The following is a 17,930-nucleotide window of genomic DNA, read 5'->3' as shown; positions in this document are numbered from 1 at the left end:
TTTATTGTTTGGCAGGTTGTTTTTTATGACTCTGCTTTTAGTGTTTACATGTCTAAGTAATGTCTTTTTGTAATCTTAAAAGCATTAAATAATTAAATGAGTTGCGTGCATAATTGTTTAAAATTTGGGCAAAAAAAATCCCCGTGTAAAACACAGGGATCCTATTATGTAGCTCTTCAAAGAAATTATCTTCTTCTCTCTTTGATTTTTGCTTTCTTACCAGTAAGGTTTCTAAAGTAGAATATACGAGCTCTTCTAACTTTACCTCTTTGGTTAACTTCGATTTTTTGTAATGCAGGCATGTTAATAGGGAAGATACGCTCTACACCTACTGAACCAGACATTTTACGGATGGTGAAAGTTTGAGTGATACCAGCACCTCTTTTTTGGATAACAACACCTTTAAAGAACTGTGTTCTTGTTTTTTCACCCTCTTTAATTTCGTAGTACACAGTGATTGTGTCTCCTGAATTGAACTCAGGGAAATCTTTTTTTGTTACGAACTCGTCCTGAACGAATTTTACTAAATCAGACATGATTTTTTAATTTAAACGTTTGAATCAGAACAACATGCACGGGTATCGCCAGAGGTTGGTCCGAAATTGGCTGCAAATATAAATATTTTTTTAATACGCAGAAATATTTTGACCTTAAATTAAATATAAATTTTAAGGCTGTAAGTGGTTGTTATTCAAGTAAATCAGGTCTTCTGTTCTTGGTGTGCTCCAGTGCTTTGTCCTCTCTCCATTGGTCAATTTTAGAAAAATTACCGCTTAAAAGTACATCGGGTACTTTCCAACCCTTGTATTCGGCAGGGCGTGTGTAAATAGGAGGGGAAAGCAGGTTGTCCTGAAAACTATCGGTAAGTGCTGATGTTTCATTGCTCAGTACTCCCGGTATAAGCCTGATAATAGAGTCGGCAACCACGGCAGCAGCAAGCTCACCACCCGAAAGTACAAAGTCGCCTATAGAAATCTCTTTGGTAATGAAATGATCGCGCACACGCTGGTCTACACCTTTATAATGTCCGCAAAGAATAATAATGTTTTTGAGCATTGACATTTGGTTAGCCATTCCCTGATTAAGGGTTTCGCCATCGGGAGTCATGTATATAACCTCGTCATATTCTCTTTCACTTTTCAGTTTAGTAATGCAGGCATCAATAGGTTCAATCATCATAACCATACCGGCACCACCGCCAAACTGGTAGTCGTCTACATTTTTGTGTTTGTTAGTGCTGTAATCCCTAAGGTTGTGCAGGTGTACTTCTACAAGTCCTTTGTCTATGGCTCTTTTTAGTATTGAAGCTTCAAACGGACTCCTTAAAAGTTCGGGTAATACAGTGATAATATCGATGCGCATTTTTTAAGTTTCAGAGTTTTAAAGCCGCAAAGTTAGTAAGTTTAGCTATACGGAAAAAGAAAAGGCATAAGTTGGCTGTTCAGCTTATGCCTTTTTTTTATGTAAAAATAGCTTTATTAAGCACCAAACTGTTTAAGGTGGTGGTCAAGGTGTTTGTATTGTAATGTATCCCATTCCTCTATGGTCATTTCACCAAAAAAGGGATGTTTCATGTTCTTTATACAATTATGTCCTTCTTTAGAAAACGTTTCTACCAGTGCGATTAATTCTGCTTTAGCGGTTTCAAAATCGGGTTCATGGGAAATTTTAAATTCTTTTGCTGTAGGCATCCCTTTCCCAAAAGGTTGTGGTTCCATCAGTTTTTTCTTGGCCGATTTCCCGAAAAAGAAAACAAGAAATTTATTAGGTTTTAGCTCCAGTGTACCGTGTGCTACTTTAATAATTTGCTGGCAGTGGAGCAGCATTTGGCTAACAGTCATTTTACCCCATTGCGAGAGTGTAATGGGGGAAAGCTGATTTATTCTATCGATAATTTCGCGATTATCGGTTGGGTTAAAAATGCTTTTCATGTTGTTTTTTGATTAATGAGCCTCAAAATTAAGAATAAATAGCTTTACTTTTTCATAGCTTTTAATGCGTAAACAAAAGGAATTTTGTTTTGCAGGTGTGGTATTCTGTAGCGCTTAGGTTCAAACTCTTCCATGTCGTTAAAGCAGTTGTAGGGAGAGTAATTGTATTCTTTAAAAGTCTTAATTTCGAGGTTGTTGTTAATTAGGCTGCTAAATACCTCACTAAGGTCGTGATTCCATGATATGGTTTTTACTTCCATATCGGCGGCTTTATCGGCATAAGTACCTGTTTCGGTTTCAATAATAGCTTCTTCGTTAAAGTAGCTGTAATCTATTTTACTGAATCCTGAATCAAACATCCATACAAAAGGATGGAATTCGGCAAAAATAAAACTACCTCCCGGTTTAAGGAAGTGGTTTATTACTTTAGCCCATTTGTTAAGATCGGGTAGCCAGCCTATAGTGCCATAGCTAGTAAATACAATATCAAACTGTTCGTTAAGGTTATCAGGCAGGCTGTATATGTCGCAGCATATAAATTGGGTGTTAGAACCGGTGGTTTTGGCAAGTTCACGGGCTTTGGCTATGGCAGCGTCTGAAAAATCGATTCCTGTTGCCACAGCACCCATACGGCTAAGGGAAATAGTATCCTGACCGAAATGACACTGCAGGTGTAGTATTTTTTTGTCTGTAACATCGCCCAGTAGCTCAAGTTCTATATTGTTTAGGGTTGAGTTTCCGCTTAAAAATGAGGGCATATCATAAAATGATGATTCTATATGAAATGTGGTTTTTTGATTCCAGGCTTCTTTATTGATATTGATGTAGTTGTTTTCCATGGTTTGTTTTTGGGTTTAATATTTTACTAAATTAAACAATTCATTCTTCTTTTGTCTTGATACAAAAGAAGGAAAAAATCAAGGCTCTAACTCCTTAGTCTAAAAATTATTACATTCGGCTAAACCATCCGAACTCGCTTTTGGCTCAAACACCGGATGCTTATTAACGCCTCGTTTATAATTTTCTTAACGCCCCGGAGTTTAATGCCAGGTTTAGGGGTGTATGAAATCTGAAACTTCAAATTTTAATTTGTAAATTTGCACTTCATAATAAAAACAAAAAGACAGATGGAAAACGGAATTTACGCTAAATTCAATACACCAAAAGGTTCTATTTTAGTTAAACTTACGCATGATAAAACTCCGGGAACGGTAGGTAACTTTGTAGGTCTTGCTGAAGGTAATCTTGAAAACGATGCTAAACCACAAGGTAAACCATATTATAACGGACTTAAATTTCACAGGGTTATTCCTGATTTTATGATTCAGGGAGGGTGCCCGGTAGGTACCGGTGTTGGCGGTCCCGGTTATCAGTTTGATGATGAGTTCCATCCGGAACTTACACACAGCGGTCCCGGTGTACTTTCTATGGCAAATGCAGGTCCTGGTACAAACGGTTCTCAGTTCTTTATCACTCACGTAGAAACTCCATGGTTAGACGGTAAGCATACTGTTTTCGGTCATGTGGTTGAAGGTCAGGATGTGGTTGATGCTGTTGCTCAGGGTGACGAAATTGAAAGCATTGAAATTATCCGTGAAGGTGATGAGGCTAAAAACTGGAATGCTATTGAGGCTTTTAGAACTTTTGAAGGTGCGCGTGAAAAACGTATTGAAGAGGCTAAACAAAAAGCTGAGGCAGAAATGGAAAAACTTGCAGCAGGGTTTGATAAAACTGAAAGCGGACTACGTTATAAAATAATCCAAAAAGGTAACGGTAAGCAGGCTGAGAAAGGTAAAACAGTTTCTGTACACTATACAGGTGCTCTTGATAACGGTCAGGTATTTGACTCTTCTTACAAAAGAAAAGATCCAATTTCTTTCGCTCTTGGTGTAGGACAGGTAATTTCTGGTTGGGATGAAGGTATCGCTTTACTACAGGTAGGTGATAAAGCTCGTTTTGTTATTCCTTCTCACTTAGGTTACGGTTCACGTGGTGCAGGTGGTGTTATCCCGCCAGATGCAACACTTGTTTTTGATGTTGAGCTAATGGATGTAAAATAATAACATCTCACATTATATTAAAGGCTGCCTACTGGCAGCCTTTTTATTTGGAATACTTTTTGAAAGTCATACATATATGGATTACTTTTGTAAAACACATTAATATGATTATGAAAAAGCTACTGTTACTGTTTGTTGTATTGTTTGGTATTTCTGCAAAAGCACAAATACCCGGGTCAAGTATGCACTGTGGGTATGATTTTACATCTTACTTAGTACTGCATGTACATGAGCAGGGAAATGAAGATAATATTAAAAACTTAAAGGTTACGGTGGTAGACAGCCTAGGCAGAGATCTTATTAATGTAAATAACATGTACAGCTGGAGTAATGCTAATAAGCCACTTGAGTTTTCTCTTAACTATAAGATAGATGATAACAACAAGAGGCTAGTAGAGGGTGCTACGGTTACTAAAGAGCGTTGGTTTTTTCCTTTTGCTAAAGATAATTACCTGTTATCTGTAGCTAATACTTTTAAGGCAGATAGTTTTAGTGTAAAGGTTGAAGATACTACGGGTACTTACAAGCCGGTTATTATTCAGCTTTATGCTTACAATATGTATGTGCTTTGCTCTAACGAAAGTAGGGATGCGGCTATGAAATTTGGTCGTAAAATGAATAAGCCACTTGAAATAGTGCTTGAAAAACAGTAGTGTTTACTATTTATTTAGTTACCTCCACTTAATATTACAGCCAATACTTGGTTTTTGAGGTTCGGGTATATTTCGGTTGTATAAAACACCATCAATAGCATTGCGTAGGTCACTACCGCTTACGGGGATATTATTACCGGGGCGTGAATCGTCAAGCTGACCACGGTATACCAGTCGGTTTCGGGAGTCAAAAAGGTAAAAGTCGGGTGTGCAGGCCGCGTCATAAGCTTTTGCTACTTCCTGTGTTTCGTCAAACAGATAAGGGAAATCAATATCGTTTTTAAAGGCAAATTCGGTCATTTGGTCGGGTGCATCCTGTGGATATTTTACCGGGTCGTTGCTGCTTATGGCTACCATACCTATTCCCTGTACTCTGTAATCATTAGCAATCATAACAATTTCATCAATAACATGAATTACAAAAGGGCAGTGGTTACATATAAATAATACCAGTGTGCCTTTTTCTCCTTTAATATCGCTAAAGGTGAAGTTTTCATCAAAGTTGGTTGCTTTTAATGAAAAATCAGGGGCTATGGTGCCTAGCGGTAACATGTTTGACGGTGTGTTTGCCATTTTCGAAAGAAATAAATTACTTTAGCAAATTACGATAAATTTTAAAATAAAATAAATACAAAAGCTATGTTAACCTGGGAAGAATTTGAAAAAACAGAAATGCGTGTGGGTACCATTACAGAGGTGAACGATTTTCCTGAAGCCAGAAAACCCGCCTATCAGCTGGTTATTGATTTTGGTGAAACGATAGGGATACGAAAATCATCGGCACAAATCACAAAACGTTATACGAAAGAGCAGCTAGCCGGAAGGCAAATTGTAGCGGTGGTAAACTTTCCTAAAAAGCAAATAGGTAAATTTATGAGTGAATGCCTAGTGCTTGGCGCTATGGGAGCTGATAATGACATTGTATTACTGGCGCCCGACTTTAAAGTAGAAAACGGATTGCGTATAGGGTAAAAACAAAAAAAACTGCCTCTTGGCAGTTTTTTTATTAAATGTCTTCGAAGTTTACATCTGTAAAACTTTCTGTTCCTACAGGTTCAGGAGTTTTTTCTGTAAACATTTTCTTGAAGTCTTTTTGATGTCTTTCAGAGATTACTTCTTCTCCTTTGCTATCAAGAACGTATTCTGTCATTTCGTCCAGAATGTTTCTGAAGGCTGCAAAATCTTCTTTATAAAGATAAATTTTGTGTTTTTTAAAGTGGAAAGAGCCATCCTCTTCAGTAAATTTTTTGCTCTCAGTGATTGTAATGTAGTAATCTTCGGCTTTAGTAGCTCTTACGTCAAAAAAATAAGTCCTTCTTCCCGCTCTTAAAACTTTAGAAAAAATCTCTTCCTTTTCAAGCATGTCATTATCTCTCATAATCCTTCGTAGTTTTTTAATTGGTTTATGTAGCTACCAAAAATCTAAAAAAAATCTTAAAAATCCAACAAATTAATTTATTTCTTTTTCGGATAGTTGTTTAAGGTAAAGCTCCTTGTAATAACCAGCCTGATTTACAAGTTCATTGTGGGTGCCCTGTTGTATGATTTCACCATCTTCCAGTATAATTATCCTGTCGGCATTTTTGGCAGATGATACCCTGTGGCTCACAATAATAGTGGTTTTGTCTCTGCAAAACTCCATAAGGTTGTTAAGTATAGCTTCCTCAGTTTCAGTATCTACTGCCGAAAGTGAGTCGTCCAGTAGTAATACAGGAGCATCTTTAATCATGGCTCTGGCTATGGATACACGTTGTTTTTGTCCGCCCGAAAGTGTTATACCTCTTTCTCCTAATATGGTTTCATAGGCTTTGTTAAAAGCGGCAATGTTGTCGTGTACTACAGCTTTTTTGGCAACGGCAATAACTTCTTCATCTGTAGCATCTTCATCGCCAAATTTAATGTTGTTCTTTATGGTGTCTGAAAACAGGAAGGCATCCTGTGGTACAAACCCTATGCTGTTACGCAGGTCGTAAAGATTTAACTCTTTTATATTGGTATCGTCAATCGTTACTGTTCCCTGTTCTATATCATACAGCCTGCTTATAAGTGATAGTATGGTAGATTTTCCCGATCCTGTTTTACCTAATATAGCGAGCGTTTCTCCTTTATTAATGTTGAACGACACATTTTTGAGTGCTGTTATATTTGTGTCTTCATAAGTAAAGGTTACATTATTAAAGGCAATGTTGCCCTTAATAACCGATTGTTCAGGATTGTTATTTTGAATATCGGGCTCGGTTTTAAGGAATTCGTTAATCCTTTTTTGAGAGGCTTCGGCTTCCTGTACCATGCTGGATATCCACCCTAAAGAGGCTACCGGCCAGGTTAACATGTTTATATATAGTATGAACTCTACTATCATACCTATGTTTTGAATGGTGCCTTCTATGTATAATTTTCCGCCTACATATATAACTATAAGGTTACTAAGTCCTATAAGTAATATCATAAATGGTCCAAACATGGCGCTAACTTTAGCCAGGCTCATGTTTTTTGCCTTACTGTCGCGCGATAGTTGGGTAAAATCGTCCTGCTTTTGTTTTTCAAGCGCGTAGGCTTTTATTACCCTGATGCCTGAAAACATTTCCTGAGTGAAGCTTGCCAGTTTAGACAGGTTTTCCTGATAGCGTGTACTTCGCTTATTTATCTCTACACTAATTTTAAATATGCTATATGATAATATAGGTAAGGGGATTAGTGTGTATAATGTTAGCTCTGGCGATAGGATTGACATGTGGGTAATAATAATGATAAAGCGTATAATGGTGTTAAGGCTGTACATAATTGCCGGCCCAACGTAAGAGCGTACTTTGTTTACATCTTCACTAATACGGTTCATTAAATCACCGGTACGGTTCTTCTTGTAAAAGCTTTGAGATAACTTTTCGTAGTGTTCAAAAATTTCGTTTTTAAGGTCAAATTCTATGTGGCGAGACATTACAATAATGGTTTGCCTCATAAAAAAGGTAAGTATACCGGCTACAAGAGTTGCTCCTATAATAATAAGTACACTACGCATTATCTCATGCTTAACCCCATCCATACTTATACTGCCGCCTGTAAAGTTCTCAACGGCAGTTATAATGGCTCCTGTGTACTGTGGAGTAAACAGGGAAAATATGTTACTTAAAATGGTAATTAAAATTCCTAAAAGAAATTGAAATTTATATTTTATAAAGTATTTGTTTAAATGTTGAAGTTCTTTCATTGTTCTGTTTTTAACTCAGAATATTTTTAGGTAAAATTGTTAAAACGCGTATTTTGGTTAGTAAAAGGCACTATCAAAAATAAACTATTTTAATTATCGAAAAATTAAAAAAAGGGTTTTATTTTGCTACATCTTAAATTTAAGTGTACTTTTGTAACCAGTTTTTGAATAAATTTCAATTTAAAAAATAATATCATGATAACAGAAGTTGTTAATGCTAACGAACTTGTAAAAGTTGATCCGGTTTTTGGACAAGCTTCTTTTAATGACCATGAACAAATCGTTTTTTGTCATGACAAAGATACTGGTTTAAAAGCAATAATTGGTATTCATAATACAGTTTTAGGGCCTGCACTTGGTGGAACGAGAATGTGGAAGTATGCGAACGAATGGGAGGCTTTAAATGACGTATTGAGGTTGTCTCGTGGTATGACGTATAAGTCAGCTATTTCAGGATTAAACCTTGGTGGTGGTAAAGCTGTTATTATTGGTGATTCAAGACTTGATAAAACTCCTGAAATGATCACAAGATTCGGGCAGTTTGTTCATTCTCTAAGCGGTAAATATATCACTGCAGAAGATGTAGGAACTACAACTCCTGATATGGACCTTATTCGTGACGTGACTCCTCACGTTACCGGTATCTCTGAAGAAAGAGGTGGATCGGGTAACCCGTCGCCTGTAACTGCTTACGGAGTTTATATGGGTATGAAAGCTGCTGCTAAGCATCAGTTTGGTTCAGAAAACCTTGCAGGTAAAAAAGTATTAGTACAGGGTACAGGTCACGTAGGTGAAACACTTATTGATTACCTTACTAAAGAAGGTGCTCTTGTACAAATATCTGATATTAATGAGGCAAGAATGGAAGAAGTTGGTGCTAAATATGGTGCTAAAATCTTTATGGGTGAGGATATTTACAGCGCAGATGTAGATATTTATGCTCCTTGTGCACTTGGTGCTACTGTTAACGATGAAACTATTGCAAGGCTTAAAGCTAAGGTAATTGCAGGTGCTGCAAACAACCAGCTTGCTGTAGAGAACGTTCACGGAAAAATGCTTCAGGATAAAGGTATTCTTTATGCTCCTGATTTCCTTATCAACGCCGGAGGTATAATCAATGTATATGCAGAGATTGCCGGATATGATAAAGCTGAAGCTATGAAGAGAACTGAAAATATCTTTAATACTACACTGGAGATTTTCCACTTTGCTGAAGCTAATGGTGTTACTACTCACCAGGCTGCAATGACTATCGCTCAAAAACGTATTGACGACAGAAAAAAAGAAATGGCTAAATAATTCTATAGCCTTAAAATAATATTACTATTTTTGCGAAGCGAAAGAAGACCTCTTTCGCTTCGCTAATTTTTAAATGTTCTTACGACGGATGTTAAACAGAAGACATATTCGTGTTAAAGTGATGCAATCCATTTATGCGATGCATCAAAATGGTTCAGACATTTTGGATAAGGAAGAAAAATTCCTTTTTCAGAGTATAGAAAATATACAGGATCTGTACCTTATAATGCTTTCTGCACTGGTTGAAATCAGAAACAGTGAAGAGGGGTTTTTAGACAGGTCAAGCAAAAAACATCTTGCAACAGCCTTAGAAAGAAACCCAAACAGGAAGTTTGTCAATAACAAAGTTTTACATCTTTTAGCAGAAAGCAACTCGCTTAGTATAGCTATTGAAGATCGTAGGGTTTACAACTGGAAAAATAACGACGATTATATTCTTATCCTTCTTGATGCCGTTAAGGAAAGCGAGCTGTATAAGGAATATATGGACAACGAGGAAAATAGTTTTGCTCAGGACAGGGATTTTGTAGTAAACCTGTTTACCGAAGTTATTGCTCCAAACGAAAAGCTGTATGAATATCTTGAAGATCATAAATTAACATGGGTAGATGATATCCCGTTAGTTAATACTATGGTTGCAAAGCAGCTTAAACAAATCAAAAAACCTACAGATGAGGAGTATGATGCAATACATATTCCTAAATTGTATAAGGATATTGATGATCGTGATTTTGTGAGAAACCTGTTTAGAAAAACGGTTTTAAATGAAAAAGAACTGTCTCAGGAATTTACAGATAAAACACCTAACTGGGATGCAGAGCGTATTGCAGAGCTTGATGCTATCATACTGAAAATGGCTATTTGCGAATTCTTAAAATTCCCGTCTATTCCTGTTAAAGTAACAATTAACGAGTATCTTGAGATTGCTAAAGAGTATTCTACGCCAAAAAGTAGTATATTTATCAACGGTATTTTGGATAACTTAATTAAGGATTACCAAAACAGTAATAAATTAGTAAAAACCGGTAGAGGTTTAATGTAAAACCAAATTAAAAAATTATAAGTTATGTTGAAAAAATCAGCAGCTATGTTAGCCATAGCGTCTCTTATTTTTACAGTTTCATGTAAAGAAAATGCTGCACTTAAAATTGATGAAAATAAAGCAAAAGAGGCTGAAATAGCTCATGCAGAAGCAGGACAGGTACCTGTTATTAAGTTTGAAACTATGGAGCACGACTTTGGTACTATTAAGCAGGGTGATAAAGTGGAGTATGTGTATAAGTTTACTAACGAAGGTGCTGCACCGCTTGTACTAAGCCAGGTTAAGCCAAGTTGTGGTTGTACTACTCCAAACTGGACTAAAACTCCTGTTGCACCTGGAGAATCAGGTGAGATTAAAGTTGTTTTTGATTCTCATGGTAAATCAGGTAAACAAAGCAAAACTGTAAACGTACACTCTAATACAGAGAGTGGTACAGATGTACTTAAGTTTACGGCAGAGATTGAAAAGCCGGAAGGCGTAGGAGCTAAAAACTAATTAGACATATAAAATGGAAGAAATTTCGAAGTTTGGTCCTTTATTGTTAATGTTTGTGGTTGTGTATTTTTTAATGATACGCCCACAGCAGAAAAGGCAAAAGCAGGAAAAAGAATTTGAAAGCCAGCTTAAAGTTGGAGATAAGATCATAACAAAAAGCGGAATACATGGTAAAATAGCTGAGCTTGCTGAAACAAGTGTAGTGATAGAAACTATGGCAGGAAAGCTTAAAATGGAACGTTCGGCAATCTCACTTGAGTTAAGCAAGAAAGTTCAACAACAATAATAAAAAAATCCTCAGCGTAAGCTGAGGATTTTTTTATCTGTATTTATCATTAAGCCCAATTCCCTCAAGGATCATGGGCTTTATTTTTTCCAGTCGGGAGAGTTTTGTAGCCTCTCGTTTGGCTGTTTCTATAAACTCGGCATATTCCCTTTGCTTAAATGGCGTTAGTGTCTCAAAAGCAGTTTTTAAAGCCTTATTGGTATCAAGTTCCTGTTGCAGGGCTTCCGGTATAACGGTTTCCCTTTTTTCAGGTTTAATTTCCAGTCCGGCTTTTTCCACTTCAATAGCCTCGTTAATATAGCTTAGTACCAGTTTCTCGTTAACTTCGCTTTTATCGGTAAAACGCCATTGCCTTAGCGATTTTGTGTTGCCTTCGTTTGCATTAACAAGCATATTTTTTTCGTCTTTCAAAAAAACACCTTTAAAAAACCAAATGGTGAAAAAGTTCTTAAAGCCGCCTACTCCCAAAACATTCTTGTTATTGTAAGTATAAACTATACCGCCCCATTTTGTAGTTTCGGTTAGAGGTGTTTTTACAATAATGCTTTTAAGGAGCTCAAGCTCTTCTGCCCATTGGTTGGTTTTATCCCATGTTTTCTTTTCAGACATAGTGTTTGTTATTTCTTAGCCGTAAGTTCGGCAATTTTAACGATAACTTCAACAGCTTTTTGCATGCTCTCTACAGGTACATACTCATACTTACCGTGGAAGTTATGACCGCCTGCAAAAATATTAGGACAAGGTAGCCCCATGTAAGAAAGCTGAGAACCATCTGTACCACCACGTATAGGTTTAATAAGCGGAGTAATACCCAGTTCGTTCATTGCTTTTTCGGCAATGTCTACAATGTGCATAACAGGCTCTACTTTTTCTTTCATGTTAAAGTACTGGTCTTTTACTACAGCAACAGCGATGTCTTCGCCAAACTGTACTGCATACTGAGCATTGATATCAGCTACTATTTTATGGATAAGTTCTTTACGTGCTTCAAACTTAGCTCTGTCGTGATCGCGAACAATAAGTTGTACTGTAGTTTCCTCAATGCTTCCGTTTAATCCTGTTACATGGAAAAAGCCTTCGTAGCCTGTAGTTTGTTCAGGTACTTCGCCTTCCGGTAACTGAGAGATAAACTTATTAGCCAATAGCATTGAGTTTATCATTTTTCCTTTTGCATAACCAGGGTGTACGCTTTTTCCTTTAAAAGTGATTTTAGCTCCGGCAGCATTAAAGTTTTCGTATTCAAGTTCACCAATTTGGCTACCATCCATGGTGTAAGCCCAGTCTGCACCAAATTTCTCTACATCAAACTTGTGTGCACCACGACCAATTTCCTCATCGGGAGTGAAACCTACGCGTATTTTACCGTGTTTAATTTCAGGATTTTTGATAAGGTATTCCATTGCAGTAACAATTTCTGTAATACCTGCTTTATCATCGGCACCTAAAAGGGTAGTACCGTCGGTAGTGATTATGGTTTGTCCTTTATATTGTAACAGGTCTTTAAAGTAACCCGGAGAAAGTACTATGTTTTGTTCTTTGTTAAGTACTATGTCACCACCGTCATAATTCTCAATGATTTGAGGTTTTACGTTAGCACCTGTAAAATCAGGAGTAGTATCAAAGTGAGAAACAAAACCTATTGTTGGTACATCGTGATCTACGTTTGACGGAAGTGTAGCCATAATATATGCATTTTCATCTATGGTAACATCTTCCATGCCTATAGCTTTAAGCTCTTCTACAAGCTGATTGGCAAGATCCCATTGTTTTGCTGTACTTGGAGTTGTGTCAGAATTTGGATCTGATTCGGTATCAACTGTGACATAGCTAATAAAGCGGTCAATTATATGCTGCATTTTCTGTGTTTTTTAAATGAGCATCAAAGTTACAATTTTGTACAGAAGTACAATAATCTTAAACCGTTTTAATAGTTTATTTTAGGGGTAAAGTTATGTTAAAGGTAGCTCCGTTTCCGGGTTGTGATTCGGCTGATATTGAACCGTTATGCTGTTCGGTAATTTTTTTACAGATGCTAAGTCCTATACCCGTACCGGCATAATCGCCTTTACCGTGCAGGCGTTGGAAAAGTTTAAATATTTGTTCGCTGTATTGGGCGTCAAAACCAATACCGTTATCCTTAAAGGTAAGATGTGCTAAATTGCCTTCTGTTTGGGCGGTAACACTTATTTCCGGGTTTTCTGAACAGTACTTTAATGAGTTACTGATAAGATTAGAAAACAGCTGTTCCATTTGTAACGGAATAGCTTTTATGGTAGGGAGTACGTTCCTGTTAATAACAGCGTTTTTCTCTTTAATAAGCAGTTCATAGTCTGCCAGTACAATATCCAGTATATCGTTAAGGTTTACGTTTACAAACTCTTTTTCGGCCGATAGCCTGCTGTATACCAAAACATCTTTTATAAGCTGAGTCATACGTCCGGCAGAATCGTGTATCTTTTTAATATAGGGTTCTGATTCTTCACGGGTCATGTCTCTATCCTTTATAAAAGTTATAAAGGTTTGTATTTTACGCAGGGGTTCCTGCAGGTCGTGACTTGCTATATAATTGAATGATTCCAACTCTTTATTAGTTTGTTCCAACTGGGTATTTTTATCAGCAAGTTGTGCGTTAACCTCTTTAAGGGAAGCGGTACGTTCTTTAACTTCTTCTTCCAGTCGGGTGTTGAATTCGCTAAGTTCGCGCTCAACATTTTTACGATCGGTAATATCGTTAAATATAATAGCGACCTTGTTGTCTTTAATATCGCTTAATGGAAATGCCGATACCTCATACCATCCGTTAATAAGATGTTTGGCTTCGTGCTCAAAATATCTGGGTTTACCGGTAAGTGCAATTTCGCCATAAATTTCAAACCAGTGGCTTTCGTGATTAGGTTCAAGCTCTTTCATGGTTTTACCAATGGCATTAACAAGCCCTGTTTGATTTTCAAATGCCGGATTGGTTTTGACAAAAATATAGTCAATAGGTTTTTTGTTTTCATCAAAAATGACCTCTATAATGCAAAAGCCCTGATCAACAGAGTTGAAAAGGGATACATATTTGTCTTCAATCTGTTCAGCAATAACAGTATTGAAGTTTCTTTCGGCTATTTTTTGTTCGGTTACATCTTCCCAAACCCTGTAAACACCTTCTCCAGCTTTGGAGTCACATACCCTAAACCATCGTTGTGCACCATCAAGCTTTTCATAGTATCTGGTCCAGTTTTGCTGGATTCCGGTTTCATAAGCGGTTTTAAGGCTTTCAATTTGGTTAATCTGGTCGGGTAATACCTCAAGTAGCGTTTGCCCTGTATAGTCAATGCCTTTAAAAAAGTCGATAGTACCACGACTAAGGAGTGTAAACCTAAAATCTATAATTTCACCATCATTAAATACAGGCGTAAAAAAGATACTCCTGTTATTAGGGGCATCAAAAGCCAGCTTCATAAGTTCGACAGCAGTGTCGTTGTTCTTTTGAAGCATGGTATTCGCTGTGTCGTCTTTAATCGTTGACATGGTTTTTATAGTATGGTGATAGCCAAAGATAATGATTTGATATAATTGGCTTAGCTAACAATAGCTAAAGTTTGGTTAATTCTTTTCTTATATTTTCTTTAGCATTCTCCTCATACTTAGAACGAAAGAAGTCGGTTTTGTATATAAAACTCATGGAAAGGAAATGTTTTAAAACTTTTTTTCGTCCCGGCTTATATAATATGTCGGGGTAAAAAGAATATTCTTCCCTTACCTGTTTATAATATTTCGCATATTTACTCCAGTCGTAACCCAGTATTGATAAGTCGGCATCGGTAAACAGATTGATGTCATTATCGCTAACCGGTAAATGCGATTTGGTAGCCAGTATCATCTGTCTGCACCTTTCGGTTTTGTCTTCAGGATAATTAATTTCCTTTAGTCTTTGTACAGCCAGTTCGGCACTTTGTTCCTCGTTATCATTGCGGGTTGACTTATATATAATGTCATGATAAAACAAGGCGAATAGCACGGTGTCCCAGTCTTCAATCAACTCTTTACAAAAGGAAATTTCCTTATAGAGGTTTTCAAGATGGGTAAGGTTATGGTACTTTCGGCTTTTGTGGTTGTAATACTCTTTTATTTCCTGCCATAAAGCTGTAGATAAATCTTTACTGTAGCCACTTGCTGTGTTTATAAAAAGTTCTTCAAGCATGTTTTATCTTACTCTTGCAACAGAATATAATATGAAGATATAAAACAACATTATAAAGCCTATAACGGTTATGTATATCTGTTGTGTTAGTCCGGTAAAGGCAAGGATAATATGTGTTAGCATTGTACCTCCTAAAAAAAATGCAGAAGTAAACCTTGCATTGATAGTTGTTCTGGGAGAATCAAACCTAAGTGCAATTAAAAACAACATGATAAAGAATGAGGTTAAAAAACCTCCCAGGCTTAAAAGGTTTTTCTCTTCTATGCTTATATTGGAAAAACTATATAGTGCATAAGAAAATAACAGGCTAAACAATAGCCCTAAAACCGATTTTACAAAATTAACTCTCATAGCTTGTGTTATTTGGTTGGTGGTGGTGGAGGTGGCGGAACAGATGCAAATACAACAGCAAGTTCAGAACTTGTGCTTGCAGGCTGCCATTCGGTCATTCCCTGTTTCCATATATAGTGTTCTTTTGTAAACTGTCCGTTTTGAGCCATTCCTTTTAACTGTTCTATTGTAAAGGGTCCAGACTGTTGTCCGTTAATGGCTATATGAAAGCTTACAGTAGGGGGTGGAGGCGGAGTGTTAGGTATGTTATTTAGCATACCGCTCATTTGGTTACCCATTGTTCTGCCCAGTGTAAGTCCGGTCATAATACCTATTGGGTTATAGCCGTGCCCGCCGCCATCGCCGTCAATGCTCCCCATAGCACCTAAGCTTTCGGAAGCAGTTTTTAAAACATCGGCCTGTAAGTTTAACTGATGTGCAGCAAAATTTCTTCCTTCAACACCAAGCTCAGTTTCTTTACGTTCAATCCTTTTGTTTTCACCAAGATGCGTTATTTCGATATCAGTTTTAGAATCGATGAATTTGGTTTGCTGGTCGGCAGTATTCTTTTTAAGCTGTAGGTAATGCGGATGACTTTTATCCAGCTCAATAGCACTTACATCAAGACGTTTAAGGTTAATCCCAAAATCATTTCTGAAATCTTCTTCCAGCTTTAGTTTTATATGATCGCTAATCATATCAATCCTACTTTCCAGCTGCATAACCGGTATTGTGGTTTCTGTAGGGATATTGATAATTATATTTTTAGCCCTTCTAATAAAAGCGTCTTTAACCTGATCTCTAAGGTTATCTGTAGTGATATTTCTAAGTCGGTTTAATGTAATCAGATTACGATAATCAGAAAGATTAAATATAAACGAACCTCTCACGGCACATGGTACAGCAAGATCCATAAATCTTGGGTCAAAAACATCAAAATAGGGTATGCCGAATTTTACGGTTATATTCCCTGCAAGGTTAATAAAATAGACTTCAGCCTGAAAAGGGGAGTGCCCGCCAAATGCAGCCCCTACAATATCTGATAATACCGGGAAGTTAGAAGTTTCAATAAACTTGTCATGAGGTCCCTCAATCACATCATAAGGAGAACCGTCTTTTTGTGTATATACAAATAGGGCAACTTCGCCTTGTTTTACCCTTATGCTACTGCCGTAACGTATGGCATTTTCTTTTTTTGTAGATCCGGCTTCTCCCGACGGTCTCCATTTGTGAACAAGGTAATCAGTTTCATCACAACGGATAACATCCATAAAACCGCCTTCTCTTCCTGTAAAAAAGTTTCTAATTCCCATGGCTTATTTTTTTAGTTGTTCTGCTATTTTAATTTTGTCCAGTTCCTCAAATCTTGTTGAGTAATCCGGTATAAGTTCTGCCTTATCTTTAGCTGTTTTAAACTCCCTTTTAGTTAGAAGTTCACCTATTTGTGTTATAAGTATTTTGGTTATAAGCTCTTCTCTTTCTGATTTAAAGGTAAGAAAATTAGCCTTTTCAAGCGCCTCTTCATAAGCTCCGGCTTTATAAAGACTGTCAATATTTATGACTTCGATTTTAGAAAGATAAAATTCTCTTGTAGATTCTTTTTCCAGTTGTGGTATAAGTATTTTGGCCGAATCTCTTTTTCCTTCTGTAATAAGGCGGTCTATTTTTTTGTCAATACTTGGTTCTGGGGAGGGTATACGGGTAATAGCAAATAGTACCCCGCCTACAAGTAAAAATGCAGCAGCTATAGATACAAAACTTCCAGACTCCCTTTGTTTAATATATTGTGCTTTTTCTGCTTCAATTTTACTTATAAATTCGGCAACTGTACCGTCTTCTCCATAGTTGCTTCTCATCAAGCTAAGTGTAGCATTGATTTCGTTGTTCAGCCTGCTGTAGTTGTTATTGTCTTCAAAAAGATCTTCTCTTTTTATAACCTTTTTAAAAATAATGTAGGTACCCAGGGTTAGATAGGTAAGTATTACCGACTGCATTATTTTTCCTGAGCCCTGTTTAGGAGTGTTTTTTAACTTTAAGAGCTTTTTCTCTACGTCATGCATATACTCATCCAGAGTGGCGGTATTTTTTGATCTTGCATTAACAACATAGTTGCATGAAGGGCAAACCCTGCTTACACCAACCATGATTTCACCACAGCTTGGGCATTTTTGTACAGGATTTTCTTTTTTTCGTGTTTGTTGTGCATCAAAAAGCTTTCCTTCCAGAATCATTTCAAGTTCGTCTATGTCAAACCCCTGTTTCTCAGCTTTTTTAATAAGTACTTTTTTTTCTTTTTCGGTTATAAAACCATCAGTAATTGCGTAATCAATTAATTTTTCTAGCTCTTTATTCATTATATAAGGTAAGTTGCGTACTATTTTCAAATATAATCAAAGAAAGGGGAGAATCTAAAAGGAATGTTAAAATTTTTATAAAC

The 17,930-nt window shown here is 36.8% G+C and carries 21 protein-coding genes; 7 read left to right on the top strand and 14 right to left on the bottom strand.

Annotated features, from left to right (window positions below; all coding sequences use genetic code 11):
• Window positions 1-185 precede the first annotated feature (185 nt).
• The 4 genes from rplS to GN157_RS04355 form a co-directional block, all read right to left on the bottom strand.
• Window positions 186-536, bottom strand: a complete 351-nt coding sequence (gene rplS, locus GN157_RS04370; RefSeq protein WP_157481891.1) for a 50S ribosomal protein L19 — start codon at window positions 534-536, stop codon at window positions 186-188.
• Window positions 537-687: 151 nt separating this feature from the next.
• On the bottom strand, window positions 688-1,362 hold the full coding sequence (trmD, locus tag GN157_RS04365) for a tRNA (guanosine(37)-N1)-methyltransferase TrmD (RefSeq protein WP_035132002.1): 675 nt from the start codon (window positions 1,360-1,362) through the stop codon (window positions 688-690).
• Window positions 1,363-1,478: 116 nt separating this feature from the next.
• Complete coding sequence (locus GN157_RS04360) at window positions 1,479-1,931, bottom strand: DUF1569 domain-containing protein (RefSeq protein ID WP_157481890.1); 453 nt, start codon at window positions 1,929-1,931, stop codon at window positions 1,479-1,481.
• A gap of 44 nt (window positions 1,932-1,975) precedes the next feature.
• Window positions 1,976-2,770 (bottom strand): class I SAM-dependent methyltransferase, encoded by a 795-nt coding sequence (locus tag GN157_RS04355; RefSeq protein ID WP_157481889.1) that lies wholly within the window; start codon window positions 2,768-2,770, stop codon window positions 1,976-1,978.
• A 288-nt stretch (window positions 2,771-3,058) separates the two neighbouring features.
• Here GN157_RS04355 and GN157_RS04350 point away from each other — a divergent pair, with 288 nt between their 5' ends.
• On the top strand, window positions 3,059-3,991 hold the full coding sequence (locus tag GN157_RS04350; RefSeq protein ID WP_157481888.1) for a peptidylprolyl isomerase: 933 nt from the start codon (window positions 3,059-3,061) through the stop codon (window positions 3,989-3,991).
• A gap of 110 nt (window positions 3,992-4,101) precedes the next feature.
• A complete protein-coding gene (locus GN157_RS04345) occupies window positions 4,102-4,644 on the top strand; it encodes a hypothetical protein (protein WP_157481887.1) in 543 nt (180 codons plus the stop codon).
• A gap of 18 nt (window positions 4,645-4,662) precedes the next feature.
• Here GN157_RS04345 and GN157_RS04340 read toward each other — a convergent pair whose 3' ends face one another.
• Window positions 4,663-5,217 (bottom strand): thioredoxin family protein, encoded by a 555-nt coding sequence (locus GN157_RS04340; protein WP_157481886.1) that lies wholly within the window; start codon window positions 5,215-5,217, stop codon window positions 4,663-4,665.
• Window positions 5,218-5,283: 66 nt separating this feature from the next.
• On the opposite strand from GN157_RS04340, the gene GN157_RS04335 reads away from it, so the two are divergent.
• Window positions 5,284-5,616 carry a tRNA-binding protein gene (locus GN157_RS04335; RefSeq protein ID WP_157481885.1) on the top strand — a complete coding sequence of 111 codons (333 nt, stop codon included), beginning with the start codon at window positions 5,284-5,286 and terminating at the stop codon, window positions 5,614-5,616.
• A 34-nt stretch (window positions 5,617-5,650) separates the two neighbouring features.
• Here GN157_RS04335 and GN157_RS04330 read toward each other — a convergent pair whose 3' ends face one another.
• Both GN157_RS04330 and GN157_RS04325 read right to left on the bottom strand, forming a co-directional pair.
• Complete coding sequence (locus GN157_RS04330; RefSeq protein WP_157481884.1) at window positions 5,651-6,022, bottom strand: PUR family DNA/RNA-binding protein; 372 nt, start codon at window positions 6,020-6,022, stop codon at window positions 5,651-5,653.
• Between the two features lie 72 nt (window positions 6,023-6,094).
• Window positions 6,095-7,852: an ABC transporter ATP-binding protein gene (locus GN157_RS04325; protein WP_157481883.1), complete on the bottom strand. Its 1,758-nt coding sequence runs from the start codon at window positions 7,850-7,852 to the stop codon at window positions 6,095-6,097.
• Between the two features lie 195 nt (window positions 7,853-8,047).
• Between GN157_RS04325 and GN157_RS04320 the strand changes: the two genes are divergently transcribed.
• The 4 genes from GN157_RS04320 to yajC all read left to right on the top strand — a co-directional run bounded on the left by GN157_RS04320 (window position 8,048) and on the right by yajC (window position 10,974).
• Window positions 8,048-9,151, top strand: coding sequence for a Glu/Leu/Phe/Val dehydrogenase dimerization domain-containing protein (locus GN157_RS04320; protein ID WP_157481882.1), 1,104 nt, complete (start codon window positions 8,048-8,050; stop codon window positions 9,149-9,151).
• A gap of 88 nt (window positions 9,152-9,239) precedes the next feature.
• Window positions 9,240-10,193 carry a transcription antitermination factor NusB gene (gene nusB / locus GN157_RS04315; protein WP_197429390.1) on the top strand — a complete coding sequence of 318 codons (954 nt, stop codon included), beginning with the start codon at window positions 9,240-9,242 and terminating at the stop codon, window positions 10,191-10,193.
• A gap of 24 nt (window positions 10,194-10,217) precedes the next feature.
• Window positions 10,218-10,688, top strand: coding sequence for a DUF1573 domain-containing protein (locus GN157_RS04310; protein ID WP_231749050.1), 471 nt, complete (start codon window positions 10,218-10,220; stop codon window positions 10,686-10,688).
• 13 nt (window positions 10,689-10,701) lie between these two features.
• Window positions 10,702-10,974 (top strand): preprotein translocase subunit YajC, encoded by a 273-nt coding sequence (gene yajC, locus GN157_RS04305; RefSeq protein ID WP_157481881.1) that lies wholly within the window; start codon window positions 10,702-10,704, stop codon window positions 10,972-10,974.
• Window positions 10,975-11,007: 33 nt separating this feature from the next.
• Here the strand turns inward: yajC and GN157_RS04300 are convergent, their stop codons facing one another.
• The 7 genes from GN157_RS04300 to GN157_RS04270 form a co-directional block, all read right to left on the bottom strand.
• Window positions 11,008-11,583 carry a YdeI/OmpD-associated family protein gene (locus GN157_RS04300; RefSeq protein ID WP_157481880.1) on the bottom strand — a complete coding sequence of 192 codons (576 nt, stop codon included), beginning with the start codon at window positions 11,581-11,583 and terminating at the stop codon, window positions 11,008-11,010.
• Between the two features lie 8 nt (window positions 11,584-11,591).
• Window positions 11,592-12,830: a peptidase T gene (pepT, locus tag GN157_RS04295; RefSeq protein WP_157481879.1), complete on the bottom strand. Its 1,239-nt coding sequence runs from the start codon at window positions 12,828-12,830 to the stop codon at window positions 11,592-11,594.
• 76 nt (window positions 12,831-12,906) lie between these two features.
• Window positions 12,907-14,490, bottom strand: coding sequence for a PAS domain-containing sensor histidine kinase (locus GN157_RS04290; protein ID WP_157481878.1), 1,584 nt, complete (start codon window positions 14,488-14,490; stop codon window positions 12,907-12,909).
• A gap of 64 nt (window positions 14,491-14,554) precedes the next feature.
• Window positions 14,555-15,163: an HD domain-containing protein gene (locus GN157_RS04285; protein WP_157481877.1), complete on the bottom strand. Its 609-nt coding sequence runs from the start codon at window positions 15,161-15,163 to the stop codon at window positions 14,555-14,557.
• A 3-nt stretch (window positions 15,164-15,166) separates the two neighbouring features.
• The gene (locus GN157_RS04280; RefSeq protein ID WP_157481876.1) at window positions 15,167-15,514 is read right to left on the bottom strand and encodes a hypothetical protein; all 348 of its coding nucleotides are present in this window, start codon (window positions 15,512-15,514) and stop codon (window positions 15,167-15,169) included.
• A gap of 8 nt (window positions 15,515-15,522) precedes the next feature.
• The gene (locus GN157_RS04275; RefSeq protein ID WP_157481875.1) at window positions 15,523-16,806 is read right to left on the bottom strand and encodes an SPFH domain-containing protein; all 1,284 of its coding nucleotides are present in this window, start codon (window positions 16,804-16,806) and stop codon (window positions 15,523-15,525) included.
• 3 nt (window positions 16,807-16,809) lie between these two features.
• A complete protein-coding gene (locus tag GN157_RS04270; RefSeq protein ID WP_157481874.1) occupies window positions 16,810-17,847 on the bottom strand; it encodes a hypothetical protein in 1,038 nt (345 codons plus the stop codon).
• Window positions 17,848-17,930: the final 83 nt, after the last annotated feature.

It is taken from the genome of Flavobacterium rakeshii, from assembly GCF_009741375.1.
Classification (GTDB): Bacteria; Bacteroidota; Bacteroidia; order Flavobacteriales; family Flavobacteriaceae; genus Flavobacterium; species Flavobacterium rakeshii.
The sequence above is the reverse complement of the archived record's forward strand: the minus strand, read 5'-3'. Positions and strand labels throughout refer to the sequence as shown.